This window comes from Streptomyces sp. NPDC055966 (assembly GCF_042269865.1).
Lineage (GTDB): Bacteria > Actinomycetota > Actinomycetes > Streptomycetales > Streptomycetaceae > Streptomyces.
In genome coordinates, this window is record NZ_JBHJYK010000004.1 from 345,346 (window position 1) to 371,377 (window position 26,032).

A 26,032-nucleotide genomic window follows, 5' to 3' on the forward strand; every position below is an offset into this window, starting at 1 on the left:
CTGGGACCGTGGCCCGGCAAGTCGGCCGGACGGGTGAAGTCGCCCGGGCGGTGCCCGGATGCGGGCGGATACCCGGCGTGTTTCGCTGGGTGCATGGAGGGCTGCCCACCGTGACGGAGACGGAGTACGGGCGGGGGCGTCAGCTGCTGCGGGTCCGCGGCCGGAGCGTCGCCTGGGTGCCGTCGCTGCTGCTGCTCGTCGGCATCGTGCTGGTGGACCTCAACACCACCGAGCGGTTCCGGATCATCTCCTGGATCGTGCTGGTCCCCGGCACGGCCGCGGCGATCTGCGGGGTGTGGACGACGGGCGCCTTCGCCGTGCTCGCGGTGGTGACGTACTTCGCCGTCGACAGCGCCTGGCCCGGCGAGTACCGGGCCGGGCTCGGCGACTTCGTCCTGGTCGGCCTCGGCGGCATCCTCGCCACGCTGGCCGCGGCCGTGCGCGAGCGCAAGGAGCGGCAGACCCTGCACATCCTGGACATCGCCGAGACCACCCGGCGCACGGTGCTGCGCCCGCTGCCGGCGCGCTGGGCCGGGCTTGAGCACGCGGGCGTGTACCTGGCCGCCGACGTCGAGGCCCGGGTCGGCGGCGACTTCTACGACATCCAGCCCGGACCGCACGGCACCCGGGTCCTCGTCGGTGACGTGCAGGGCAAGGGGCTCGGCGCGGTGGAGGCCGCCGCCGCGCTGCTCGGCACCTTCCGCGAGGCCGGCTACCACGAGAAGGATCTCGCGACCGTCGCCGAACGCCTGGAGATCCGGATGCTGCGGCACCGCACGCTCTCCACGGCGCTCGGCCGGGACGACGGGGACCGGTTCGCGACCGCCGTGCTGATCGGCTTCTGCGACGACTGCCCGGACGTCGTCGAGACCGTGAACTTCGGGCACGAGGCGCCGCTCGCCGTCGGCCCGCACGGGGTGCGTGAGCTGCCGAGCGGGGACGGGCTGCCGCTCGGACTAGGGGAGTTGGCGGCGGGACCGCCGCCCGTGCACCGGGTGCCGCTGGCCGCCGACGAGACGCTGCTGCTGGTCACCGACGGGGTGACCGAGGCCCGTGACCGCGGCGGCGTCTTCTACGCACTGGCCCCGGACGTCGCCCGCGCCGTCGCCGCCGAACCGGACCTGCGCGCCGAGCCCCTGAGCCTGGTCCGCCGGGTCCGGGACGGGGTGCTGCGGCACAGCGGAGGGCGGCTGGGCGACGACACCACCGTGTTCGCCGTACGACGCCTGGCGGAGGCGGAGGCGGAGGCGCGGGCGGAGCCGGGGGCGGAGGAGCCGGCCGGTGCGGGCGGGGACGAAGCGACCGAACGGGGTTGTCCGCGGTCCTGAGGCGCGCGTGTGCAGCCGCAGCGGTTACGGTGCTGGCTGGAAGCAAGCCGTGACCACGGGTTGCGCGGGGTCGACGGTCGACAGGGGGAGGGACGATGCCCGGAACCGTACTGCTGCTCGCGGCCTCGCCGCTGGGCAAGGGGCGCCTGGTGGACGCGGCCGCCGTGCTGCCGGTGCTGGCCGCGGTCGCCCCGGCCGTGCTGTCCAGCACCGAGACGGCCAACGTGGTCGAACTCGCCGATCCGCTGGACCCGCAGGCCGTGCTGACCCGGCTGCGGGCCGCGGCGGCCGCGCCCGGGCCGCTGACCGTGTACCTCGCCGGGCAGCTCCAGCTGGACCGCAAGCAGCATCTGCCGCACGTGGCGCTGGCCCGCACCACCGCGGCGACCGTGCGCTACACCGCGTTGCCGTGGCACTGGATCCGGGACGAGCTGCGGCTGCGCTCCGCGGCGGACGCGGCGCTGGTCGTGGATCTGCACGCGGACGCGGAGGCGTGGCGGTACGTCGCCGAGCGGGGGCTGGACTGCGGGCCCAACGCGGCGGTGTACGGCCGGGTGGCTCCGGCGTCCGGGCGGCGGGGCCCGGCGGAGCCGGCGTACATGAAGGCGGTGGCGACACTGCTGCGCAGCGGGCATCGGCCGCCGCTTCTCCGGTTGCACGAGCAGGCGCTGGCCCGGATCGCCGAGTCCGGCGCCGGCCGGGACCTGGTCTTCGCGCACCCGCCCACCGGCCTGCCCCGCCCGCAGACCCCGACCCCACCCCCACCGGGCGCCTCCCCGCACCCCTACCCCCACCCCCAGAACCCCCGCCCCGGCACCCCGGCCGCCCCACCGGCCGCCCCCGCCGCCCACCTCACCACCACTCACCCCGCGCGCCCCGCGCACCCCGCCCCTCAGGACCCGCACACGGTCATCAGCACCGCCGTGCGCAGCGGCCGGCACGCCGAGGCCGCCGATCTGGCGGCCCGGTACGAGGCGGCGGCCGTGCGGGCGCACGGGCCGGCTTCCGACACGGCCCTGCACTGGGCCGAAGTGCGGGCCGATCTCGCGATGTTCGCGGGGGACGCGGTGGGCAGCTGCCGGGCGTGGCTCGCGGTGGCCGGGGTGCGGCTGGCCGCCGGGCAGGCCGTGGACGCGCCTGCCGTGGAGGCGGCCGCGGACCGGGCGCACCACCAGTGGGGCCGGATCAGGGACTCGGCGCGGGCCCGTGAACTCGGCCCCGCGCTCGCGGAGTTGCGGCTGCGGGTACCGGGCCGCAGGCAGGGTGCGCTGGAGAACGTCCAGCGGCAGTTGAGCCAACTCCAGGCGGCAGCCCGGTAGTCACGCGGTCGGCAGGAACGCCAGGGCCCCGGAGACGAGGGTGCGGACGCCCGGGGCGATCACCGACAGGTCGGGCGCGAAGTGCGGGCTGTGGTTGCTCGGGACGGCCGCGAACTTCTCCGGGAGGGTGTCGCCGGGGGCCTTCTCCCACACCTCGGCGGGGGTGGTCGTCACGAACCAGTACGCGTACGGGAGGGTGCCGTCGAGGGCCAGCTGGGGGAAGTCCTCGCTGCCCATCGCCGGGCCCGGGTCGAAGACCGTGCCGGGGCCGAAGACCTCGCCGTGCACGGCGGCGACGGCGGTGTCGGTGGCCGCGTCGTTCACGGTCACCGGGAACGTGTTGCCGACGACGACCTCCGGCTCGCGCGGGCAGCCGGCGGCCAGGCACTCGCCGCGCGCGATGCGCTCGATCGCGGCGAGCATCCGCCGGCGGACCTCCTCGGACTGGCTGCGGAGGTTGAGGGAGATGCGCGCCTCGGAGGGGATGATGTTGTGCCGGGTGCCCGCCTCGATCCGGCCCACGGTCAGCACGGCCGACTCACCGGCCGCCAGCTCCCGCGAGACGACCGTCTGGAGGCGGGTGACCAGGTAGGCGGCCGTCACCACGGGGTCCACGGTGGCCTCCGGGCGTGAGCCGTGTCCGCCCCGGCCGTGCACGACGATGTCCACGTCCGTCGCCGCCGACATGATCAGGCCGGGTGAGTGCGGGTACAGGCCCGCCGGGCCGGGGGCCGCGTGCTGGCCGAGCAGCACGTCGGGGCGGCCGAAGCGTTCGTACAGGCCGTCGGCGACCATGCGGGCCGCGCCCTGGCCGGTCTCCTCGGCGGGCTGGCCCACGAGCAGCAGGGTGCCGCGCCAGGCGTCCCGGCCGGCGGCGAGTGCCGCGCCGGCCCCGGCCAGCCAGGTGACGTGCAGATCGTGTCCGCAGGCGTGCATCACGCCGTCCGTCCGGGAGGCGTACGGCAGCCCGGTCTCCTCGTGCACCGGCAGCGCGTCCATGTCGGCGCGCAGCAGGACGGTGGGCCCGTCGCCGTTGCGCAGCCGGGCCGCGACGCCGGTGCCGCCGATCCCCTCGGCCGTCTCGAACCCGGCGTCCGCCAGCCGCCCGGCGAGCAGCCCGGCGGTGCGGTGCTCGCGCAGGGACAGCTCGGGGTGGCGGTGCAGGTCCCGGTACAGATCCTCCAGGTCCGGGACCGGGAGGTCGGCGGTCAGGTCCAGGGCGGTACGCGCGGCGGCGGAGGTCACGGGCGCAAGACTAGGCCTCCGGCGGGGGCAGGGGGGAGAGGGCCGCCGGAGGCCGGTCGGGCGGCGCGTCCTCAGTGGTGGTGGACGTGCTGCTGGACGGCCGTGGGGGCCCGGGTGCCGTCCGCCGCGTGGGCCGGGCCCGCGTTGGCCGCGAGGATGAGGGCCGCCGCGGCGATCACGGCCGCCGCCACACCCCGCACGGTCGGGGTGGCTGCGCTCAGGCGAATCCGGGCAGGGATCAGGGGTGCGGGGGTGGGGGGTCCGTAGGGGGCGGGCGTACGTCCTTGCACGGCGACCTCGCAACACAACAACGACGAACACAACGACGAACACAACAGCGACGTATTAAGCACGCTTAATCCGCCGTTTAACCTAGGGCTGCCCGATGCGAACGGCAAGGGGCACCAAGGGAGTTGGGGGGATCCAACGGATGCGGGAACGGGACGATCCGGCGGTCGTGGGGCGGCGCGTACAGCAACTTCGTACGGAACGCGGGCTGACGCAACGTCAGTTGGCGGAGCCCGCCTACACGCCCGCCTACATCTCCACCGTGGAGGCCGGCCGGGTGCGGGCCTCCGACGAGGCGCTGCGGCACATCGCCGGGCGGCTCGGCGTCGCCTTCGAGGAACTGGCCGTCGGGCAGCCCGCCCATCTCGCCACCGACCTCAGGCTGCGGCTCACCGAGGCCCAGCGGGTGCTCGCCGACGGGCGGGCCGAGGAGGCCGCCGGGCGGTACGAGGCGCTGCTCGCCGAGGCGGAGGGCTACGGGCTGGGCGCCGAGCAGGCCACCGCGCTGCTCGGGCTCGGTGAATGCGCTCTGGAGACAGGGGAGTTGACGAAGGCCCGGGAGCGCTTCGAGCGGGCCGAGCGGTGCCTGGACGGCGAGTCGCTGCCGGTGCGCGTGCCCGCGCTGCGCGGCCGGGCGGTCTCGCACTACCTCGCCGGTGAGCTCCGGTACGCCGTCTACCTGCTGGAGTCCGCCCTCGACGAACTGAACCGGGGCGGACTGCACGACCCCGACGCCCTGCTCCTCCTCTACGCCAGCGCGATCGGCCCGTACATGGACATGGGCGCGCACGCCCGCGCCGCCCAGGCCGCCGAGTTCGCCCTCGCGCTCGCCCCGCAGGCCGGTGACCCGGCGCTGATCGCCCGGATGCACCGCTCGGTGGCCCGCACCCTGCTCGCCGAGGGCCGCCTCACCGAGGCCGACGCCTCCCTCGCCAAGGCCGCCGAGCTGTACCGCCGGCTGCGGCTGCGCACCGAACTGGCCAACTGCCACTGGATGCGCGGCTACGTCTGCGCGCAGAACGGCGAACTGGACCGCGCCGAGGCCGAGTTGAGGCAGGCGTACACCATGCTCTCGGAGAGCCGGGCCGCCCTGTACCGCAGCCAGGCGGCCGTGGAGCTCGCCGACGTGCTGCACCGGCGCGACAAGTCCGACGAGGCCGCCGTCCTGCTCCAGGAGGTCCTCGGCGACTTCTCCTCGGAGCGCGGCGCCGTGCACGCCGCCGCGGCCCACCGCCTCCTCGGCATCATCGCCGAGGACACCCGCGACACCGAGGCCGCCGAGGAGCACTACGTCCGCGCGCTCAGCCTGCTGGAACGCGCGGGCGCCGCCGGCGACCTGGCCGATCTGTGCCGCCTCCTCGGCGACCTGCTGCGCCGCACCGGCCGCACCGAGGCGGCCCTGGACGCCTACCGCACCGGCCTCGGCCACCGCACCGCCCCGGGCACGACGACGCTGGGCCCGGCCCCGGCCCAGCCACCGCTGTGACACCCGTGCGGGCCGTGCCCGGGCAGGTCACACCTGGGCGCGCCCCCGCCGGTGGACGTCCGTCAGGTGCAGTGCGCCCACCTGGACGGCGGCCTGGGTCGCGGCGTTCGGTACGTCGCCGAGGCCGCCGTTGGTGAGGGCGAAGGCGTCCTGGCCGACCCGGACGGCGGCCACGTCCAGGGTGAGCAGACGGTTCCGGCCGTCGGAGGTGGTGGTGGCGATGGTGATGTGCAGGCCCTGGCGGGCGTCCCCGACCTCGGGCAGCGCGGCCGTGTCGACCCGCACGTCCTCCTGGAGCCCGTTGTCGGTGGTGGCCGTGAACCGGGCGCACTGCGCCGGCAGCGACTTCAGCCAGCCGAGCGCCGCGTCGACGTCGGCGGGGCGGCGGGCGCCGATCTGGTAGCGCAGCTGGGCGCCGGTGTCGGTGTCGTCCAGGCCGATCGCGGCGCGGGGCGGGCCGCCGAGGAGTTCGTCGGTGTAGAGCGCGTTCAGCAGCCGGGAGCACTCCCCGGCCGAGCTGGTCGCCTTCAGCATCCCGTCCCGCCAGGTGGCGAAGCCGCCGGTCGCCGCCCAGGGGGCGCCGAGGTCGGTCGGGGTCAGGAGCGCGGCCTGTGCCTGCGCGTCGGTGAGCGCGGACCCGTTCGGCCGTCCGGGCGCCTTCGGTATCGGGGTCGGCCGGTCGATCGTCGGCAGGGGCTGGGGCGCGGTCGCCGGGTGGTTCAGTCCGAGGGCGGCGCAGCCGCCGACGGCGATGAGCCCGGCGGCTATCAGGGAGAGCCGCAGACGGGGGCGGGAGCGTATCGCCTCGGTCAACGAGGTCATCGACTGCAACGACGGCATCGACGGCATCGGGCTGCCTCCTGGACTGCGGGCCGGTGGGGTCCTGTTCTCACGGCACCACCGCCCCGCCCACCCCACCAGCGCTCCGGTCCGTACGGGTGAGGGGCCGGGCGGGAGTCCGGGGGGAAGAGAGAGCGGGCGCGGCGAAATTGCCTCGCCCCGCCGCCTCCGCTGCTGTTACGGTCGCCGTATGCAGCGCGCCCAGCAGTGCCCGTCGAGCACGACGACGCCGGAGACCGTCCCGGCGCGCTGACACCTGACCAGCAGCAACGAAGCCCCGGGGCGAACGCCCCGGGGCTTTCGCGCGTCGCGGGGCGTTCGCCTCCCTCCGCAGCGAGGAGAGGACCAAGGACCATGAGCGACGACCGTTTCCCCGACCACCGCCTCCCCGACCACCGCCGTCTCGGCCGCGCACTCGACCTGTTCGACACCGACCCGCTGATGGGCGCCGGGCTGCCGTACTGGCTCCCGGACGGCGCGGTCGTCCGGCACGCCCTGGAGGAGTACGTCCGCGACGCCGAGCGCCGGGCCGGGTACCGGCACGTGTACTCGCCGGTGCTCGGCAAACGCGAGCTGTACGAGATCTCCGGGCACTGGGACCACTACCGCGACGACATGTACCCGCCCATGAGGCTCGGTGCGGAGGAGGTCGTGCTGCGCCCGAGCCTGTGCCCGCACCACGCCCTGATCTACCGCTCCCGCTCCCGCAGCTACCGCGAACTCCCGCTGCGCATCGCCGAACTGGGCGGCATGCACCGCGCCGAACTCTCCGGCGTGCTCGGCGGGCTGACCCGCGTCCGCGCCATCCAGCTCAACGACGCGCACGTCTTCTGCACCCTGGAGCAAACCGTGGCGGAGGCCTGCGCCGCGCTGCGGCTGATCGCCCGCGCCTACGCCGACCTCGGCATCGAGGCCGTACGGCACCGGCTGTCGCTGCCCGGCGAGGGCGGCAAGTACGTCGCCGACCCGGAGCTGTGGCGGCGGGCCACCGCGCTGCTGCGGGAGGCGCTGGACGAGTCCGGGACCGATTACGAGGAGGCCGAGGGCGAGGCCGCGTTCTACGGCCCGAAGATCGACGTCCAGATCGCGGACCCGGCGGGCCGCGAGTCCACCCTGTCCACCGTGCAGATCGACTTCCACCAGCCGGCCCGCTTCGACCTGCACTACATCGGCGCCGACGGCGCGAGACACCGCCCGGTGATGGTCCACCGCAGCATCGTCGGCAGCGTCGAACGGGCCGTCGCCCACCTGGTCGAAGTCCACCGGGGCGCCTTCCCGGCCTGGCTGGCCCCGGTGCAGCTGGCGGTGCTGCCGGTCGGGGAGGAGCAGGCGGAGCAGGCGGCGGCGGTCGTCCGGGAGGCGGTGGAGAGGGGGCTGCGTGCCGAGGTCGTCGGGCCACGGGAAGGCACCCTCGGCGCCCGGGTCCGGGGCGCGCGGCTGGTGCCGTACCAGGCGGTGATCGGTGCGAGGGAGGCGGCCGAGGGGCTGGCCGCCGTACGGCTGCGCGACGGGCGGCGCCCCGGGCAGGTGCCGGTGCCCGAACTGCTGCGCCGGATCGCCGACCGGGTCGCGGCGCGCGGCACCGCGCTGTGGGAGTGACCGTACTGCTCTAGGGTCGCCTCGACGGAAGGAGTCCACTGTGACCGGTCAGCCCACCCCCGTGATCATCGACTGCGACACGGGTGTCGACGACGCCCTCGCCCTGCTGTTCGCCGTGCGCCACCCCGGGATCGACCTCAGGGCGGTGACCTGCGTGGCCGGGAACACGGACGTCGACGGCGTGGTCCGCAACACGCTGACCGTGCTGGAGCGGGCGGGCGCCCCCGACATCCCGGTGGGCCGGGGTGCCGCCCGCCCGCTGATCGAACCGGCCCGCTCGGCCCAGCACGTGCACGGCAGCGACGGCATGGGCGACCTCGGCCTGCCCGCGCCGAAGCGGACCGCGTCCGAGCTGGACGCCGTGGCCCTGCTGCGCCGCGAGATCCTCGCCTGCCCGCGCCCGGTCACGCTCGTCCCCACCGCGCCGCTGACCAACATCGCCCTGCTCCTGCGCACCCACCCGGAGGTGACCCGCAACATCGAGCGGATCGTCTTCATGGGCGGGGCCGTGGGCAGCGGGAACGCCACCCCGGTCGCCGAGTTCAACGTCTGGCACGACCCGGAGGCGGCGGCGATCCTGCTCACCGCCGGGGTGCCGATCACGATGTACGGCCTCGACGTCTTCATGCAGGTCACCGTGGACACCCCGGACGTCCGGCGGCTGCGCGCGAGCGCCGACCCCGGCACCCGGCTGGCCGGTGACCTGCTCGCCCACCGGCCGACCACGATCGGCGAGGAGCCGGAGGCGGAGGAGGCGGGCGGCCTCGGCGACGCGGGCGCGGTGTGCGCGGTCGCCGACCCGGGCGGCCTCACCACCCGTCGGCTGCCTGTCGAGGTCTCCCTGGCCCCCGGCCCGTCCCGGGGCCAGACGATCGTGGACCGCCGCCCCCGCCCCGGCGAGTCCGAGATCCACGGCGGCGGACGCGAACAGGCGCTGGTGGACGTGGCGTTGGAGGTGGACGTGCAGCGGTACGTGAAGCTCTATCTGGACACGGTAGAGAGGTAGGGCGCGGTACGCCGGACACGGCGGAGCCCGCTGTCGGAAGGAGCCCGCATGGCCACCCGTTCCCCCGACCTCTCCGCGAAGAACCCCGACTGGTGGCGGCAGGCCGTCGTCTATCAGGTCTATCCCCGCAGTTTCGCCGACGCCGACGGTGACGGCGTCGGCGATCTGCGGGGCGCCGCCGGGCGGCTGGACCACCTCGCCGCGCTCGGTGTCGACGCGCTCTGGCTGAGCCCCTTCTACCCGTCCGAACTCGCCGACGGCGGCTACGACATCGCCGACCACAGGGACGTCGACCCCCGCCTCGGCACGCTGGACGACTTCGACGCGCTGGTCGCCGAGGCCCACCGCCTGGGCCTGAAGGTCGTCGTCGACATCGTCCCGAACCACACCTCCCGTCTGCACCCCTGGTTCCAGGAGGCGCTGCGCTCCGGACCCGGATCGGCGGCCCGCGACCGCTACGTCTTCCGCCCCGGCACGGGCGAGCACGGCGAACTCCCGCCCACCGACTGGCAGTCCGTCTTCGGCGGCAGCGCCTGGCGGCGCACCGGGGACGGCGACTGGTACCTCCATCTGTTCGCGCCCGAGCAGCCCGACCTGAACTGGGCGAACGACGAGGTCCGCGCCGACTTCCGCACCACCCTGCGCTTCTGGGCCGAGCGGGGCGTCGACGGCTTCCGCGTCGACGTCGCCCACGGCCTCGCCAAGGATCTCGCCGAACCGCTGCGGAACACCGGGGACATCGGCGCCACCGGCGAGGAGTCGCTGCTGCGCGTGGCGCCGGGCAGCCACCCGTACTGGGACCGCGACGAGGTCCACGCGATCTACCGCGACTGGCGCACGGTCCTCGACGGCTACTCCCCGCCGCGCACCGCCGTCGCCGAGGCCTGGGTGCCGGGCGCCCGCCGCGCCGCGTACGCCCGCCCCGACGAGCTGGGCCAGGCCTTCAACTTCGAGTATCTGGAGGCGGCTTGGGACGCGGACGAACTGCGTGAACTGATCACCGCGTCGCTGTCCGGCGCCCGGGCCGCCGGTGCCTGCGCCACCTGGGTGCTGTCCAACCACGACGTCGTCCGCCACGCCTCCCGGCTCCTGCTGCCGCCCGGCACGGACGCGGGAGCCTGGCTGCTGTCGGACGGCAGGACCCCCGCGCTGGACACTGCGGCCGGACTGCGCCGGGCCCGGGCGGCGACCCTGCTGATGCTGGCGCTGCCCGGTTCGGCGTACCTCTACCAGGGCGAGGAACTCGGGCTCCCCGAGGTCGCCGACCTGCCCGCCGAGGCCCTCCGGGACCCCGTCTGGGAACAGACCGGCCACACCCGCAAGGGCCGCGACGGCTGCCGCGTCCCCCTGCCGTGGACCGCGACGGGCCCGTCGTACGGCTTCGGTCCGGGCCCCGCCTGGCTCCCGCAGCCGCCGGCCTTCGCGTCGTACGCCGTCGAGACCCAGACGGGGGCGGACGGCTCGACCCTGGAGCTGTACCGCGCCGCCCTGCGCCTGCGCCGCAAGCTGCTGGAGGGGGAGACGCTGACGTGGTCGGCCGGCAGCGCGGCCGACGTCCTGGACTTCGCCCGCACGCCGGGCTGGCGGTGTGTCACCAACCTCGGGGACGCGCCGGTCCCGCTGCCGCGGGCGGAAGTGCTGCTGGCGAGCGGGCCGCTCGGCGGGAGCGGAGATCTCCCGCCCGATACGACGGTGTGGCTGGGATAGCGGCGCCGACGCACCTAACCGGCGGTCGGCGCGGGGCTCGCTCCCGGGGAGGCCCCGGCCGCGCCCCCGCCCCCGCCCCCGGCGATCCCGTTGATGTCCACCGGAGTCGACGTCGCGTTCGGCGGCGGGGTCAGCACCACCTGTGGCTGACCCGCAGGGGGCGGCGGTGGGGTCAGGTCCGAGTTCGGCAGCTTCGGCGGGGTCGTCTGCTGGAAGATCGTCTGGTCGAAGTCGACGAAGCCGGTCTTCTCCATCACCGTCATGTGGTCGAGCACGGTGTTGTTGGCCTGGTCGGCCAGTGCCCGCACCAGTGTGTTCTTCGTGGTGGAGCGGATCTTCGAGATGGTGTTGAAGATCGCGCCGTGCGTCATCCGCAGGATGTTGGCGAAGTCGCTGTCGAACTTCGTCCCGCTGTCGGCCTGCAACTGCCGGACGAAGCCCTCCTGTTGCGGGCTCGCGATGTTGGGCAGCGTGATGTTCAGCATCGGCGCGATCTTGCGGCACGTGGTGTCCAGCGCCGCGTGCCCGTCGACCAGGTGCTCGCTGGCCGTCTTGACCGCCGGCGTGGTCCCCTTCTGGAGTCCGATCTGCCCCACCGGGTACTCCCACAGACCGGCCGCCCGCACCTTCACCACGAAGTCCCGGTCCTGCTCGGTCAGCGGTCCCCACTGCGTGTTGGCGATGACGCGGTCCTGGGCGGTGGTGACCTTGGTGATGCCGAGCATGCTCGGGTAGGCCAGTGACACGAGGGTCACGGCCATCGCACCGCCCACGAAGAGAGTTCCCGTCGCGTTCCGCGAAAAGCGCACCGTGCCTCCTGCCCGGTCGGGGTGCCGCCCGCGTGACGGCGTGCGGGGCGGCTCGGACACACAGCAGTACGGATGCGGAAGCCGTTCGTATCTGTTCGACAGGTAAAGAAGAGTTGACCATTCCTCGGGAGAGAGCGGGGCAAACGCTGGCATAGATTCGCCGCATGCCCCCACAGCCACCCCCCAGGACGCCCGCCGCGCTGCCGGTGCTGCCCTACCGCAAGCCCACCAAGGGCCGTGACTACTGGGTCTTCGACGACGTCCTGCCGGACGTCGACGCCGTACGGGAGCGGTGTCTGGCCAAGGACGACTGGGTGCGGGGGTATCCGTACACCTCCGAGACCTGGCCCGGACTGCGCGCCATGCCGGGGCTGGAGCCGGGCGAACTCGCCGTCATCGAGCGGCTGGTGAAGAAGGCGACCGGCGCGAAGGAGCTGTGGGTGCAGCAGGCGCCCGGCGGCGGCACCCTGAACCACAACTGCGTCCAGGTGGTCGGCGAGGGCGAGAGCGAGCCCCGCCCGCACACCGACTCACGCGCCCTGTGCCGGTACGCGGCCGTGCTCTACCTCAACCCCCACGTGCCGAAGAACTGCGGCACCGCCTTCTACCGCCAGTCCCTGCCCGGCGGCCGGCTCGGCGGCAACATCGTCCAGGCCCCGCACAACAACCTCGTCGAGGCCCTCGGCACGCGTTACGTCCCGGGTGACCACTTCGAGGAGGACGTCCGCGTCCCGCACAAGTACAACCGGCTGCTCGTCTACAACGCCAACCTCGTGCACAGCGCGACGGACTACACCGGCAGGACCCTGGAGGAGAAGCGCATGACGGCGGTCTTCTTCTGGATGGCGTGAGAGCCGTACGGCACGGTCACAGGACCAGGAACAGCGCGGCCACGGCCGTGCAGCCGGCGCACACGGCGACGGCGGTGGCGACGGTCACGGCCAGACAGCGGCGGCGCAGCTCGGCGTAGCGGTGCTCGTACTCGGTGCGCAGCGACCGGCACCGGGCCGCGACGCGCTCCAGGTCCGCGCGGGCCCGGCGCAGGCTGTCGGCGGTGTAGCGCCGCTCGATCTCCTCGCGCTGCGCGGTCGTCAGCCAGTCCAGGGGACCGGTGAACTCCCGCGCGCGCTGCTCCGCTTCGGCGATCCGCGCCTGCCAGAGGAGGTATCCCTCCACCTGGTTGGCGAGCGTGCCGTCGGCTCCGTGCCCGGCCGTGCCGGTCACGCCTGCCCTCGGTCGGGCCGCACCGGGACCTGGTGTTCGTGCTCCGCCATCGCGATGTCGGGGTGGTGCAGGTCGAACGCCGGGGACTCGCTGCGGATCCGGGGCAGGGTCACGAAGTTGTGCCGGGGCGGCGGGCAGGAGGTGGCCCACTCCAGCGAACGGCCGTAGCCCCACGGGTCGTCGACGCCCACCGGCTTGCCGTACCTGGCGGTCTTCCACACGTTGTAGAGGAACGGCAGCATCGACGTGCCGAGCAGGAAGGAGCTGATGGTCGAGACCGTGTTCAGCGCGGTGAAGCCGTCGGCCGCCAGATAGTCGGCGTAACGGCGGGGCATGCCCTCGGCGCCCAGCCAGTGCTGGATCAGGAAGGTGCCGTGGAAGCCGACGAACAGGGTCCAGAAGGTGATCTTGCCGAGGCGCTCGTCCAGCATCTTGCCGGTCATCTTGGGCCACCAGTAGTGGAAGCCCGCGAACATGGCGAAGACGACGGTGCCGAACACGACGTAGTGGAAGTGGGCCACCACGAAGTACGAGTCGGAGACGTGGAAGTCCAGCGGCGGCGAGGCCAGGATGACCCCGGTCAGCCCGCCGAAGAGGAACGTCACGAGGAAGCCTGCCGACCAGAGCATCGGGGTCTCGAAGGACAGGCTGCCCTTCCACATCGTGCCGATCCAGTTGAAGAACTTCACCCCGGTCGGCACCGCGATCAGGAACGTCATGAAGGAGAAGAACGGCAGCAGCACGCCGCCGGTGACGTACATGTGGTGCGCCCAGACGGTGATGGACAGACCGGCGATGGAGATGGTCGCGGCGATCAGGCCCATGTAGCCGAACATCGGCTTGCGGGCGAAGACCGGGATGATCTCGGAGACGATGCCGAAGAACGGCAGGGCGATGATGTACACCTCGGGATGGCCGAAGAACCAGAAGAGGTGTTGCCACAGCAGCGCGCCGCCGTTGGTCGCCTCGAAGACATGGGCGCCGAACTTGCGGTCCGCCTCCAGGGCGAACAGCGCGGCCGCGAGGACCGGGAAGGCGAGCAGGACCAGGACGGCCGTCAGCAGCACGTTCCAGCAGAAGATCGGCATGCGGAACATGGTCAGGCCGGGGGCGCGCATGCAGATGATGGTGGTGATGAAGTTGACCGAGCCGAGGATGGTGCCGAAGCCGGAGAACGCCAGGCCCATGATCCACAGGTCGCCGCCCACCTCAGGGGAGCGGATCGCGTCCGTCAGCGGGGAGTAGGCGAACCAGCCGAAGTCGGCCGCGCCCTGCGGGGTGAGGAAGCCGGCCACCGCGATGAGCGAGCCGAACAGGTACAGCCAGTAGGCGAACATGTTCAGCCGCGGGAACGCCACGTCGGGCGCGCCGATCTGCAGCGGCATGATCCAGTTGGTGAAGCCCGCGAACAGCGGTGTCGCGAACATCAGCAGCATCACGGTGCCGTGCATGGTGAACAGCTGGTTGAACTGCCCGTTCGACATGAGCTGCAGGCCCGGCCGGGCCAGCTCGGCGCGCATGAGCAGCGCCATCACGCCGCCGATCAGGAAGAACGCGAACGACGTCAGCAGATACAGCGTGCCGATCGTCTTGTGGTCGGTGGTCGTCAGCCACTTCACCACGACGCCGCCGGGCTGTCTGCCCCGGAGCGGCACCTCGCTCTCGTACGAGTCGGCGGCCGCGGCGGCACCGTGGGGTTCGTCGATGATGCTCACAAGTCGTCTGTCTCCCGCTGCTCGCGCTCCGCGCACGCCAAGACGTCCGCGCCTCGTCATGCTCCTCGTCATCCTTGCCGCGCGGACGCCGTGCGGGAGAGCCGGAACGGCCCGCGCACGGCCGATCGCATGACGGATGCACACGGATGGCGCAGCGGCGCCTTCCATGGGACAGGATGATCAGGTGACCGAACAGATGAACGTGCTCTCCGCCCGCCCGTTCGCGCTCCGGCCGATCAGGGCCTCCGGGTGGCTGGCTTCGGGGGGACTGCTGCTGGCCGGGCTCGCCTGGGTGGTGCGGGGGGTGTGGGAACTGCGGCTCGCCGCCGCCGGGGAACCGGCCGCGGGCCCGCCCGAGCAGGGCGACGGCGTGCACCGCCCGCTCAACTCCCTGGAGAACTCGTACCACTTGGTGACGTCGGTCGGCGGTGCGGCCGTCGCGCTGTGCGCCCTGCTCTTCGTCTCCTGGCTGTGGCAGCTGCGCGACAACGCCCGCGCGCTGTCGGGGAACGAGCCGAAGTACGCGGGGATCTGGGTGTACTTGGGGTGGGTCGTGCCCCTGGTCAACCTCTGGTTCCCGCGCGGGATCGTCGTGGACGCGTTCCGCGGCAGTGCGCCCGGGCGCCGGGTGCCCGTCTCCGTGAACGTGTGGTGGGTGCTGTGGGTGATCGGCATGCTCAGCGGCGTCGGGCTGGTGTACAGCGACTCCACCGACGAGATCATCGCCCGCGCCTACCACGAGGTCTGGCCGCTGCTGACGTCCGACGCGGCCGTGGTCGGCGCCGCGATCGCCGGGTTCTTCGCCGTACGGGCCGTCACCGCCGCGCAGACGGAGCGGATGCGGGAGGCCGGGGCGGCGTAGTTCCCCGGGCGGTACCGGGGCCTGCGGGGTGTGGAGCGGCGCCGGGTGCGGTACGGATGGCCCCCATGAGCAGTATCGCCATCGTGGGTGCGGGGACCGGGCTGGGGGCCGCGGTCGCGCGGCGGTTCGGGCGGGAGGGGTTCGCCGTGGCGCTGTTCGCCCGGCGGCGGGACCACCTCGACCGGCTCGTCGAGGACCTCGCCGCGAGCGGCGTGCGGGCCGCGGGGTTCACCGCCGACGTGCGCAGGCCGCAGGAGCTGGCCGCGGCGCTGGAGCGGGCCGCCGGGGAGCTGGGGACGGTGGAGGTGCTCCAGTACAGCCCGGTGCCGCACCGGGACTTCATGCGGCCCGTGCTGGAGACCGGGCACCGGGAGCTGGTCGGGCCGATCGAGTTCTCCGTCTACGGGGTCGTCGCCGCCGTGCAGCAGGTGCTGCCGGGGATGCGGCGGCTCGGGCGCGGGACGATCCTCCTCGTCAACGGCGGGACCGCCGCCGTACCGCATCCCGAGCGGGCCGGTACCTCGATCGCGTTCGCGGCGGAGAGCGCGTACGGGCATCTGCTGCACGACCGGCTCGCCGGCGAGGGCATCCACGTCGCCCAGCTGGTCGTCCCCGGCGCCATCACGCCCGGGCACGCGCGCAAGGACCCCGACGTGCTCGCCGAGGTGCTGTGGGGCCTGCACCGGGAACGGCACGGATTCCGGCACTTCGCCGACGACCTCGACAGCTGAACTGCGCGGTGCCGGTTTGTAGGCCAATATGGTGACGTTGGGCGTAATGCTCTCTTCGAGGGGGCTTGGCATGGCTGTCGAAATCCCCACGATCATCAAGCCGTCCCGGCTCAGAAGCCGGGGAGGGCTCCTCGGCGAGTGCCTCGCCGAGTTCCTCGGGACCTTCGTCCTCATCGCCTTCGGCTGCGGTGTGGTCGCGATGGCGGTCGCCGCGCTGCCCGGTTCCGGCCGGGCCGCCACGCCCACCACGATCTTCCTCGCGGCCGGGGACTGGCTGCTGATCACCTGGGGCTGGGCGATGGGCGTCACCTTCGGTGTCTACGTGGGCGGCGGAGTCAGCGGCGCCCATCTCAACCCGGCGGTCACCCTCGCCATGGCCGTGCGCCGCGGGTTCTCCTGGGCCAGGGTCGTGCCGTACTGGTTCGCCCAGGTCGTGGGCGCCTTCGCCGGCGCGGCGCTGGTCTACCTCGTCTACCACGACGCGATCCACGCCTACGACAAGGCGGCGACGGGCCCGAAGGTGAACGGCCACACCAACGCCACCTTCTCCATCTTCGCGACCTTCCCCGCCCCGTACTTCCACGGCGGTGTCTGGGGCCCGCTGATCGACCAGATCGTCGGTACGGCGTTCCTGCTCATGCTGATCGCCGCCGTCCTCGACGTCCGCAACCAGGCCGTGCAGTCCAACCTCGCCCCCTTCGTCGTCGGCCTCGTCGTGGCCGCGGTCGGCATGTCCTACGGCGCCAACGCGGGCTACGCCATCAACCCGGCCCGCGACTTCGGGCCGCGGCTGCTGATCTGGTCCCAGGGCTGGCAGAGCCTGGCCTTCCCGGGCAGCGTGTCCGGCTCGTTCAGCCACTACTGGTGGATCCCGATCGTCGGCCCGCTGATCGGCGGCGTGATCGGGATCGTCGTCTACGACCTGTTCATCGGTGACGTCCTGCTGCTGCGCGCGAAGCTGGACGAGCCGCTGGAGCCCGGGGAGTCGACTCCGGTGCGGACCGTCAACGGCGATTAGCCCGGGAGGGGAGGAATGTCAGGGGGCCGCCGGGAGACGTGTCAACTGCCCGCCTCGGACGGGTCGTTGGTGCGGGAGCCGGCGGCCCGCCTGGCCGTCGCCGCTTGCCCGGGCAGCGGCCCGGAGGGGTGTGCCGGTGTGTCACAGCGGCCGGTTCGGCCAGTCCAGGAGGCGGGCGCCGATCACGGCCGTCTGGAGCATGTAGCGGTGGGCCGGGTCGGCCGGGTTGGCGCCGGTGAGGTGGTGGATGCGTTCCAGGCGGTAGGTGAGGGCCCGCACGCTCAGGGAGAGGCGGCGGGCCGCCTCCGCCGCCACGCAGCCCACGTCGAAGTACGCCGTCAGGGTCTCCAGCAGGGGGCCCGCGCCGCCTCGTGCCTCCGTCAGCGGGCCCAGGGCGTGCGAGACCAGGTCGGCCATCGCCTGGCGGTCCCGGGCCAGGACCGGGTAGACGAGGAGGTCGGCGGCGCGCAGGACCGGGTCCGCGAGGCCGAGGCGCTCGGCCATCTCCAGCGCGGCCAGGGCCTCTTCGTACGACTGGACCACGCCGCCGGGGCCCGGCTGGGCGCGGCCGACGGCGACCCGGCCGCCGTCCGTCGCCGCGTACGCCTGCTGGGCGAAGTAGGTGAGGACCTCGTCCTCGTCGCCGGGCGCGATGCACAGCAGCCGGCCGTGCTTGGTGGTGAACAGGACGCTGCGGGTCTCGAAGCGGCCGAGTACGGCGGCCTCCACCGTGCGGGCCACCCCGCCGCCCTCGACGTACGCCGTCGGGCCCTCGGCCACGGCCACCGCGTGCGCCCGGGACAGGCGCAGGCCGAAACGCTCGGCGCGCTCGGCCAGACGGCCCAGGCCGCCGCGGCCGTGCAGCAGGTCGTCGATGAACTCCCGGCGGGCCGCCTCCTCGCGGCGCACGGTGAGCCGCTGGGCGCGCTCGTACCCCTCGGCGAACGCGTCCACCGCCTGCTCCACGGCGGCCAGGGCGGCCAGCGTGCTCTCGGCCGAGCCCGGGCCGGCCGGCCAGGTGCCGCGGGCGGCGGCGAGGTGGGCGACGACCAGGGCGCGCAGGCCGTGTCCGGCCTCGGCGGCCTGCTCGCCCAGGGTGCGGCGGGCCTTCAGCTCCTCCCGGCTCAGCCGGCGCCCGGTGGCCGCGACCTCGGCGAGCGTGTCGGCGAAACCGTCCAGATAGTCCTCGTAATGCCCGGATATGTCATGGCGATCCCGCACGCCGTCCGCCCCCCGCCCCCGTGATCTTGACGCGCCGGTGACGCCTTCTTAGCGCATGTCCGGCACAAAGACCCTAGTGAACACTGCCGGAAACCGGCAATGCGCCGGCACGCGCCCCGTCGCACCATTGCCGGTGGGGAGCACTACGGGGGGTTTCCGGTGCCGGACGCCGGTATGCGTGCCGAGGTCCGGCACCGGGAACTGCGACTGCCAGGGGCTCCGATCTGTCGTCTGAGGCAAGGACGTATGCCATGGAAGCCCTCGGCGTGCTCGCCGCCGTCTGTCTCGTCGTCGTGGTGCTCGCGGTGTTCGGGTTCTCGCGGCTGTACCGCAAGGTCGACCAGAGCCAGGCCCTGATCGTGTCGAAGACGCGCCGGGTGGACGTGTCCTTCACCGGCCAGGTCGTGCTGCCGATCCTGCACAAGGCCGAGGTCATGGACATCTCGGTGAAGACGATCGAGATCAGCCGCGCCGGCCGGGACGGGCTGATCTGCCGGGACAACATCCGCGCCGACATCCGGATCCTGTTCTTCGTGAAGGTCAACAAGACCGTCGAGGACGTCATCAAGGTCGCCCAGACCGTCGGCACCGAACGCGCCAGCCACCAGGACACCCTCCAGGAGCTGTTCCACGCGAAGTTCTCCGAGGCGCTGAAGACCGTCGGCAAGCAGCTGGACTTCACCGACCTCTACACCAAGCGCGAGGAACTCCGGTACCACGTCATCGAGTTGATCGGCATCGACCTCAACGGCTACCACCTTGAGGACGCCGCGATCGACTACCTGGAGCAGACCCCGCTCACCCAGCTCGACCCCGCCAACGTCCTCGACGCCCAGGGCATCCGCAAGATCACCGAGCTGACGGCGATCGAGCACGTGCGCACCAACGAGGCCCAGCGCACCGAGCAGAAGGAGATCACCCGGCAGAACGTCGACGCGCGCGAGACCATCCTGGAGCTGGAGCGCCGGCAGGCGGACGCCGAGATCAAGCAGAAGCGGGAGATCGAGACGTCCCGCGCCCGCGAGGAGGCCGAGACCGCCCACGTGGTGGAGGAGGAACGGCTGCGCGCCCAGGGCGCCTTCCTGCGCACCGAGGAACAGCTCGGCGTGCAGCGCGAGAACCAGGCCCGGGAGATCGCCGTCGCCGCGAAGAACCGCGAGCGGGTCATCGCCGTCGAGAACGAGCGCATCGAGAAGGACCGGCTGCTGGAGGTCATCGCCCGGGAGCGGGAGACCCAGCTGACGAAGATCTCCGCAGAGAAGGAGGTCGAGGCGGAGAAGCGGGAGATCGCCGAGGTCATCCGGGAGCGGGTCGCGGTGGACCGTACGGTCGCCGAGCAGGAGGAGTCCATCAAGAAGCTCCGCGTGGTCGAGGAGGCCGAGCGCGAGCGGCAGGCCCTCGTCATCGCCGCCGAGGCGGAGGCGCAGGAGAAGCTGGTCAAGGACATCAAGGCGGCGGAGGCGGCGGAACAGGCGGCCACGCACCGCGCCGGCGAGGAACTCACCCTGGCCGAGGCCCGGTTGAAGACCGCCGACCTCGACGCCCGCGCCAAGCTTCGGCTCGCCGAGGGCGTCCAGGCGGAGGCCGCCGCCGAGGGACTGGCCGCCGTCCAGGTCCGCGACAAGGAGGCCGAGGTCACGGTCAAGGCGGGGCGCGCGGAGGCGGAGGCCACGGAGGCCCGGCTGCGCGCCGAGGCCGAGGGCACCCAGGCCAGGGCGCTCGCCGAGGCCGAGGGCGCGCGGGCGAAGGGGCTCGCGGAGGCCGAGGCGGCGCGGGCCGCGGCGGAGGCCACCTCGGCCCGGCTGAAGGCCGAGGCGGAGGGTGCGCGGGCCAGGGGGCTCGCGGAGGCCCAGGGCGCGCAGGCGGCGGCGCAGGCCACCGAGGCGCGGCTGCGGGCCGAGGCCGAGGGCGTGCGGGCCAAGGGCCTGGCCGAGGCGGAGGGCGCCAAGGCGAGGGCGCTCGCGGAGGCCGCCGCCATCGGCGAGAAGCTGAAGGCCGAGGCCGAGGGCCTCACCGAGAAGGCCGCCGCGATGGCCGCGTTGGACGACGCCTCGCGCGGGCACGAGGAGTACCGGCTGCGGCTCCAGGCGGAGAAGGAGATCCGGCTGGCCGGCCTGGAGACCCAGCGGCAGGTCGCCGAGGCGCAGGCGGCCGTCCTCGCGACCGGGCTGGAGAACGCCGACATCGACATCGTCGGCGGGGAGTCCGTCTTCTTCGACCGGCTGGTGTCCTCGGTCGCGCTCGGCAAGGGCGTGGACGGCTTCGTGGACAACTCCCGTACGGCACAGGCCCTGGCGGGCCCCTGGCTGGACGGCTCGGCCAGCTTCACGGACGACCTGAGCCGGATCCTGGGATCCGTGGGCACGGCGGACGTGCAGAACCTGACGGTGTCGGCGCTGCTGATGAAGCTGATGAACGGCGGAGGATCCCGGTCGGCCGACATCCAGAAACTCCTGGAGAAGGCCGGCGAACTGGGTCTGGCGGAGACGCCGTTGAGCGCCTTGAACGGAAAAAGCGCCCTGAACTGAAGCGCCCCCGAAGGGGCGCGGGGCCGTATCGACATGCGGCTCCGCCGCGTGGGCGCGATCAGCCCACCACGACCCGCACCCGGCACGCGACCCGCAGCACCGAGTTCGTAGTCGCACGGTCCCGAAGGGAAAACATCCGCCATGGCCACCGCTCCGGAGGTCGACGCCGGCACCTACGACCTCCTCCGCGCCCGCCTCACCGCCCACGCCGCCGAGCTGGCCCGCAGGGCAGAAACGCTGAACACCCGCCGAGCCGACGAGTTCGGCTCGGCCCGGGTCGGGCTGGCGACCACCGCCCGCCTCGGCACCGGCCACCCGTGCGTGCCGAGCGACATCGTGGCCGTCGGCGACGTCCTCCTCTTCGGTGGCACCGGCCGGCCGGCCGACGGCACCGAGGTGTCCGTCGCCGACGTCCTCGGGCTGTACGACCGCTCCGGCGAGCGCCTGCCGCAGGACGCCGTGCCCGGGCTGCTCGACGACCCGGCGTTCGTACGGGAGTTCACCGCCCTGCACCGCTACTACCGCGAGGCCCGCCTGCTGCGGCTGCGCCGGGTCGGGGGCCGGCTCCTCGCGGTGTTCCGCACCGGCGAGAAGGCCGACGACGTGCGCGTCCTGCGCTGGAGCGTGGCCGACGACGGCCGGGCGGCGTTCCTCGACGCGCGCGGCGACCGCGACGACGTCTTCCCGCCCGGCCAGGACGTCACCTGGACGGAGACCACCCGCGAGGACCACGTCCTCGGCCGCGACCCCTACGTGGCCGTCCCCGGCGGCCTCGGGGTCACGACCGTCGGCGGCGCCCTCGTCGTGCGCACCCCGGACGGGGAGACGCTGCACACCGAGCCGGTGCGGGAACCGCTCCAGTCCCTCGCCGACGCGGCCGTCGCGCACGCCCAGGCCGGCCCGCTGGTGCTGCTGCGCGTGCGGCCGTACAAGGAGGACGCCGACCGGCACCTGGTCTTCGACACCCTGACCCGTACGGTGGTCCGCCTCGACGGCATCGGGCAGGCGTGCCGCCGGCTCCCCGAGGAGCAGGGCATCGTCTTCCCGGGCGGCTACTGCCTGGCCGGCGGCGGCCACAAGACGTACGAACTCGACGTGCAGGGGCTGGAGTTCGAGCACGAGGTGCGCGCGCCGAACGGCGAGGACGTGCTGTACGCCTTCCGCGACCGGGCGGGCGGCCGCACGCTGCTGCTGCCGTACAACACCCTGCGCAAGGAGGTGGAGACGCCGCTGCCGTGCCGGGGCTGGGCGCTGTTCGCCGACGGCGCGCTCGCCGTGCTGCGCACGGGCGGCGACGAACCCGCGCACACCCACCCCCTCCAGTGGTGGACCTCGCCGTACGTCTCCGACACCCACGCCGCCGCCCTGCGCACCGGCACCGGGCCGCTCGCCCGCGTCGGCAACGCCGACCTCGTGCGCGGGCTCGCCGACTGTCTGTCGGTGGCCCGGCTGGTCGCCGACGGGATCGAGACCGGCGCGGGCTACCGGGCGCTGGCCGCCGCCTGCGTGCGCGCCGCCGACACCCACCACTGGCTCACCGATCCCGAACTCGGCGAGCTGGCCGGTCCGTTGGAAGACGTCCGGGGCACCGCCGAGCAGGTGCTGGCCGAGTTCGAGACGGTGCGGGAGCTGACCCGGCAGGCCGCCGAGGCGCTGGACGAGTCCGCCGAGCGGATCGCCGCCGTCGTGCGCCGGCTGCGCGGCGAGGCCCCGCGCGAGGCCGCCGCCTGGGTGCGCGGGCTGACCGAACTGCGCCACGCGCACGGCCACCTGCTCACCCTGCGGGAACTGCGGCACGTCGACGCCGACCGGCTGGCGGAACTGGCGTCCGCGGCCGAGGACGACCTCGCCGCGTTCGGCCGGCGCGCGGTGTCGTTCCTGGCCCGCGAGGACGCCTTCACCGGGCAGCGGGCGGAGGTCGAGCGGCTCGTCGCCGACGCGGCGGCCGCCCCGACCGTCGCCGCGGCCGCACCCGTCGCCGCCCGCCTCGACGACCTCGCCGACGGGCTGCGCACGGTCACCGAGGTCGTCACCGGCCTCGACATCGCCGACGCCACCGTCCGCACCGCCGTGCTGGAGCGGATCGCCGACGTGCTGGGCGGCGTCAACCGCGCCCGGGCCACCCTCGACGCCCGCCGCCGCGCCCTCCAGGACAGCGAGGGGCGTGCCGAGTTCGCCGCCGAGACCGCCCTGCTCGCCCAGGCCGTCACCGCCGCGCTCGGGGTCTGCGCCACCCCGCAGGAGTGCGACGACCAACTCACCGCCGTCCTCGGCCGGTTGGAGGACCTGGACGGCCGGTTCGCCGAGTTCGACGACTTCCTCGCCGAACTGGCCGCCCGGCGCGCCGAGGTCTACGAGGCCTTCGCCGCGCGCAAACAGTCCCTCGCCGACGCCCGCGCCCGCCGCGCCGAACAGCTCGCCGTCTCCGCCGGGCGCATGCTGGAGACCATCGCCCGCCGCGCGGCCACGCTGGCCGACACGGAGGCGGTCACCACCTACTTCGCCTCCGACCCGCTGGTCGGCAAGGTCCGCCGCACCGCCGGCGAACTGCGCGACCTCGGCGACAGCGTGCGCGCCGAGGAGCTGGACGGGCGCCTGAAGTCCGCCCGCCAGGAGGCGGCCCGCGCCCTGCGCGACCGCGCCGACCTGTACGCGGACGACGGCCGCACCCTGCTGCTCGGCGGCCACCGCTTCGCCGTCAACACCCAGCCCCTCGACCTCACCCTCGTCCCGCACGGCGACGCCCTCGCCTTCGCGGTGACCGGCACGGACTACCGCGCCCCGGTCACCGACCCCGACTTCGCGGCGTACCGCCCCTACTGGGAGCGCCATCTGCCCTCCGAGTCACCGGAGGTGTACCGCGCCGAGCACCTGGCCGCCCGCCTGCTCGCCGAGCACGGCCCGGCCGCCCTCGCCGCCGCCGACGACCTGCCGGACCTGGTGCGCCGGGCGGCGCAGGAGTCGTACGACGAGGGGTACGAGCGCGGCGTCCACGACCACGACGCGACGGTCCTGCTGCGTGCGCTGCTGCCCCTGTACGAGGGCGCCGGGACCCTGCGCCACGAGCCGGCCGCCCGGGCCGCCGCCCAGCTGTTCTGGGCGCACGGCACGTCGGAGGAGGCCCGCACGGCCTGGACCCGGCGGGCGGTGTCGCTGGCCCGCGCCCGGGACACCTTCGGCGCCGTACCGGCCGTCGGCGAGCTGGAGGGGGAGCTGGCGGCGGCGATCGGGGAGTGGGACCGCTCCGGGCCCGCCGGCCCGGCCGCCGCGTACCTCTTCGAGGAGCTGACCTGTGGCCCGGAGGGCTTCGTGCTCGGGACGGTGGCGCGCACCCTGCTGGAGAAGTTCCGCCACACGGACGGGAGTTACCGTGCCGATCTGGAGGGGCTGACGGAGCTCGCCGCCCGCCGGCAGGTGGTCGCGGCCTGGCTCGGCGCGTACGCCGCCGCGACCGGCACCGAGACCGGCCCCGGCGAACTGGCGGAGGCGGTGGCCGCCGAGCTGTGCCCCGCCCTGCCCCGCTACGACGGCGACGCCCCGCTCACGGCCACGGCGGACGGCCTGCTGGGCACGCACCCGCGCGTCATCGCCGGCCAACTGACCCTTCGCATCGACGAGTTCCTCTCCCGCACGACCCGCTTCACCGCCACGGACGTCCCCGCCTTCCGCGCCTACCAGCGCCGTCGTACGGCCCTGGTGGCGGCCGAACGCGACCGGCTCCGCCTGGACGACCACCGCCCCCGCGTGATGTCGGCGTTCGTCCGGGGCCGCCTGGTCGACGAGGTGTACCTCCCCCTGATCGGCGACAGCCTGGCCCGCCAGCTCGGCACCACCGGCGAGACGAAGCGCACCGACACCGGCGGCCTGCTCCTGCTCGTCTCCCCGCCCGGCTACGGCAAGACGACGCTCATGGAGTACGTCGCCGACCGGCTCGGCCTGATGCTGGTCAAGGTCAGCGGCCCGGCACTCGGCCACGACGTCACCTCGCTGGACCCGGCCGACGCCCCGAACGCGATGGCCCGGCACGAGATCGAGAAGATCAACTTCGCGCTGGCGGCCGGCAACAACACGCTCCTGTATGTGGACGACATCCAGCACACCTCGCCCGAGCTGCTGCAGAAGTTCATCCCGCTGTGCGACGCGACGCGCCGGGTGGACGGCGTCCGGGACGGCGAGCCGCGCACCTACGACCTGCGCGGCAAGCGGTTCGCGGTGTGCATGGCCGGCAACCCGTACACCGAGTCCGGCGAGCGCTTCCGCATCCCCGACATGCTCGCCAACCGGGCCGACGTGTGGAACCTCGGCGACGTCCTCACCGGCAAGGAGGACGTCTTCGCGCTCAGCTTCCTGGAGAACGCCCTCACCGCCAACCCGGTCCTCGCCCCGCTCGCCGCCCGCGACCGGGCCGACCTGGACCAACTGGTCCGGCTGGCGTCCGGCGACCCGACGGCCCGCGCCGACCACCTCACCCCACCGCTCTCACCGGCCGAACTCGACCGCGTCGTCGGGGTGTTGCGCCACGCCGTCGTGGTCCGCGAGACGGTCCTGCGGGTCAACGCGGCCTACATCGCCTCCGCCGCCCAGTCCGAGGCCGCCCGCACGGAACCCCCGTTCCGCCTCCAGGGTTCCTACCGCGACATGAACAGGATCGCCCAGCGGCTGCGCCCGGTCATGAACGACACCGAGCGCGAGGCCGTCGTCCACGACCACTACACGGCCGAGGCCCAGACCCTCACCACGGGCGCCGAGGCCAACCTGCTGAAACTGGCGGAGCTGCGCGGCGAACTGAACGAGGAGCAGTCCGCCCGCTGGGCCGAGGTGAAGTCCGCCCACATCCGCGCCCACGCACTCGGCGGCCCCGAGGACGACCCCCTGACCCGCGCCGTCGCCGCCCTCGGCCTGCTGGCGGACCGGGTGGCGGCGGTGGAGTCGGCGATCACGCGGGTGCGGGGTGGCGACGGCGACCGCTGATGCGGTCAGAAGTCGACGTTCGAGTGCTGGAAACCTTCTCCCAGGGTGTGGAGGGCGACGCACCACAATCACCAGCGTGCCCAGCAACGCACCGCTCGCCGCCCACAGCCCGGCCCGGCGCCGCAGCAGCGCGCC

General features: G+C 73.8%; 18 protein-coding genes. 12 read left to right on the top strand and 6 right to left on the bottom strand.

The features are described 5' to 3' along the window. The first annotated feature begins 110 nt into the window (after positions 1-110). Positions 111-1,328 carry a PP2C family protein-serine/threonine phosphatase gene (locus ACFC8N_RS11340; protein ID WP_376287958.1) on the top strand — a complete coding sequence of 406 codons (1,218 nt, stop codon included), beginning with the start codon at positions 111-113 and terminating at the stop codon, positions 1,326-1,328. Positions 1,329-1,423: 95 nt separating this feature from the next. Next, a complete protein-coding gene (locus ACFC8N_RS11345; RefSeq protein WP_376287959.1) occupies positions 1,424-2,647 on the top strand; it encodes a hypothetical protein in 1,224 nt (407 codons plus the stop codon). Here the strand turns inward: ACFC8N_RS11345 and ACFC8N_RS11350 are convergent, their stop codons facing one another. Then, entirely contained in the window at positions 2,648-3,892 is a 1,245-nt protein-coding gene (locus tag ACFC8N_RS11350; protein ID WP_376287960.1) for an amidohydrolase, read from the bottom strand. It lies immediately after the preceding gene. Positions 3,893-4,322: 430 nt separating this feature from the next. Between ACFC8N_RS11350 and ACFC8N_RS11355 the strand changes: the two genes are divergently transcribed. Then, on the top strand, positions 4,323-5,666 hold the full coding sequence (locus ACFC8N_RS11355) for a tetratricopeptide repeat protein (protein WP_356026074.1): 1,344 nt from the start codon (positions 4,323-4,325) through the stop codon (positions 5,664-5,666). A 27-nt stretch (positions 5,667-5,693) separates the two neighbouring features. Here the strand turns inward: ACFC8N_RS11355 and ACFC8N_RS11360 are convergent, their stop codons facing one another. Continuing rightward, positions 5,694-6,515 carry a hypothetical protein gene (locus ACFC8N_RS11360; RefSeq protein WP_356026076.1) on the bottom strand — a complete coding sequence of 274 codons (822 nt, stop codon included), beginning with the start codon at positions 6,513-6,515 and terminating at the stop codon, positions 5,694-5,696. Positions 6,516-6,860: 345 nt separating this feature from the next. On the opposite strand from ACFC8N_RS11360, the gene thrS reads away from it, so the two are divergent. From thrS to ACFC8N_RS11375, 3 genes are read left to right on the top strand one after another with little or no spacing between them, the layout of a single operon-like run. Next, positions 6,861-8,105, top strand: a complete 1,245-nt coding sequence (thrS, locus tag ACFC8N_RS11365) for a threonine--tRNA ligase (RefSeq protein WP_376287961.1) — start codon at positions 6,861-6,863, stop codon at positions 8,103-8,105. Positions 8,106-8,145: 40 nt separating this feature from the next. Further along, complete coding sequence (locus tag ACFC8N_RS11370) at positions 8,146-9,111, top strand: nucleoside hydrolase (protein ID WP_356026081.1); 966 nt, start codon at positions 8,146-8,148, stop codon at positions 9,109-9,111. A 48-nt stretch (positions 9,112-9,159) separates the two neighbouring features. Beyond that, positions 9,160-10,818, top strand: coding sequence for a glycoside hydrolase family 13 protein (locus ACFC8N_RS11375; RefSeq protein WP_376287962.1), 1,659 nt, complete (start codon positions 9,160-9,162; stop codon positions 10,816-10,818). Between the two features lie 14 nt (positions 10,819-10,832). Here ACFC8N_RS11375 and ACFC8N_RS11380 read toward each other — a convergent pair whose 3' ends face one another. Further along, positions 10,833-11,591, bottom strand: coding sequence for a DUF4142 domain-containing protein (locus ACFC8N_RS11380; RefSeq protein WP_356026200.1), 759 nt, complete (start codon positions 11,589-11,591; stop codon positions 10,833-10,835). Positions 11,592-11,791: 200 nt separating this feature from the next. Here ACFC8N_RS11380 and ACFC8N_RS11385 point away from each other — a divergent pair, with 200 nt between their 5' ends. Beyond that, entirely contained in the window at positions 11,792-12,478 is a 687-nt protein-coding gene (locus ACFC8N_RS11385) for a DUF6445 family protein (RefSeq protein ID WP_376287963.1), read from the top strand. 16 nt (positions 12,479-12,494) lie between these two features. Here ACFC8N_RS11385 and ACFC8N_RS11390 read toward each other — a convergent pair whose 3' ends face one another. Both ACFC8N_RS11390 and ctaD read right to left on the bottom strand, forming a co-directional pair. Further along, positions 12,495-12,851, bottom strand: a complete 357-nt coding sequence (locus ACFC8N_RS11390; protein WP_356026089.1) for a cytochrome C oxidase subunit I — start codon at positions 12,849-12,851, stop codon at positions 12,495-12,497. Beyond that, a complete protein-coding gene (ctaD, locus tag ACFC8N_RS11395; protein ID WP_376287964.1) occupies positions 12,848-14,566 on the bottom strand; it encodes a cytochrome c oxidase subunit I in 1,719 nt (572 codons plus the stop codon). Before ctaD ends, ACFC8N_RS11390 begins: the two co-directional genes overlap by 4 nt. Before the next feature lie 184 nt (positions 14,567-14,750). On the opposite strand from ctaD, the gene ACFC8N_RS11400 reads away from it, so the two are divergent. The 3 genes from ACFC8N_RS11400 (at position 14,751) to ACFC8N_RS11410 (ending at position 17,177) form a co-directional block, all read left to right on the top strand. Continuing rightward, on the top strand, positions 14,751-15,428 hold the full coding sequence (locus ACFC8N_RS11400) for a DUF4328 domain-containing protein (RefSeq protein ID WP_376287965.1): 678 nt from the start codon (positions 14,751-14,753) through the stop codon (positions 15,426-15,428). A gap of 65 nt (positions 15,429-15,493) precedes the next feature. Beyond that, positions 15,494-16,159, top strand: a complete 666-nt coding sequence (locus ACFC8N_RS11405; protein WP_362822585.1) for an SDR family NAD(P)-dependent oxidoreductase — start codon at positions 15,494-15,496, stop codon at positions 16,157-16,159. A 70-nt stretch (positions 16,160-16,229) separates the two neighbouring features. Beyond that, entirely contained in the window at positions 16,230-17,177 is a 948-nt protein-coding gene (locus ACFC8N_RS11410) for an MIP/aquaporin family protein (RefSeq protein ID WP_356026095.1), read from the top strand. Positions 17,178-17,318: 141 nt separating this feature from the next. Here the strand turns inward: ACFC8N_RS11410 and ACFC8N_RS11415 are convergent, their stop codons facing one another. Next, the gene (locus tag ACFC8N_RS11415) at positions 17,319-18,398 is read right to left on the bottom strand and encodes a helix-turn-helix domain-containing protein (RefSeq protein ID WP_362822584.1); all 1,080 of its coding nucleotides are present in this window, start codon (positions 18,396-18,398) and stop codon (positions 17,319-17,321) included. A 251-nt stretch (positions 18,399-18,649) separates the two neighbouring features. Here ACFC8N_RS11415 and ACFC8N_RS11420 point away from each other — a divergent pair, with 251 nt between their 5' ends. Both ACFC8N_RS11420 and ACFC8N_RS11425 read left to right on the top strand, forming a co-directional pair. After that, on the top strand, positions 18,650-20,926 hold the full coding sequence (locus tag ACFC8N_RS11420) for a flotillin family protein (protein ID WP_376287966.1): 2,277 nt from the start codon (positions 18,650-18,652) through the stop codon (positions 20,924-20,926). Positions 20,927-21,067: 141 nt separating this feature from the next. After that, positions 21,068-25,897 (top strand): DNA repair ATPase, encoded by a 4,830-nt coding sequence (locus ACFC8N_RS11425; RefSeq protein WP_376287967.1) that lies wholly within the window; start codon positions 21,068-21,070, stop codon positions 25,895-25,897. The last annotated feature ends 135 nt before the right edge of the window (positions 25,898-26,032 follow it).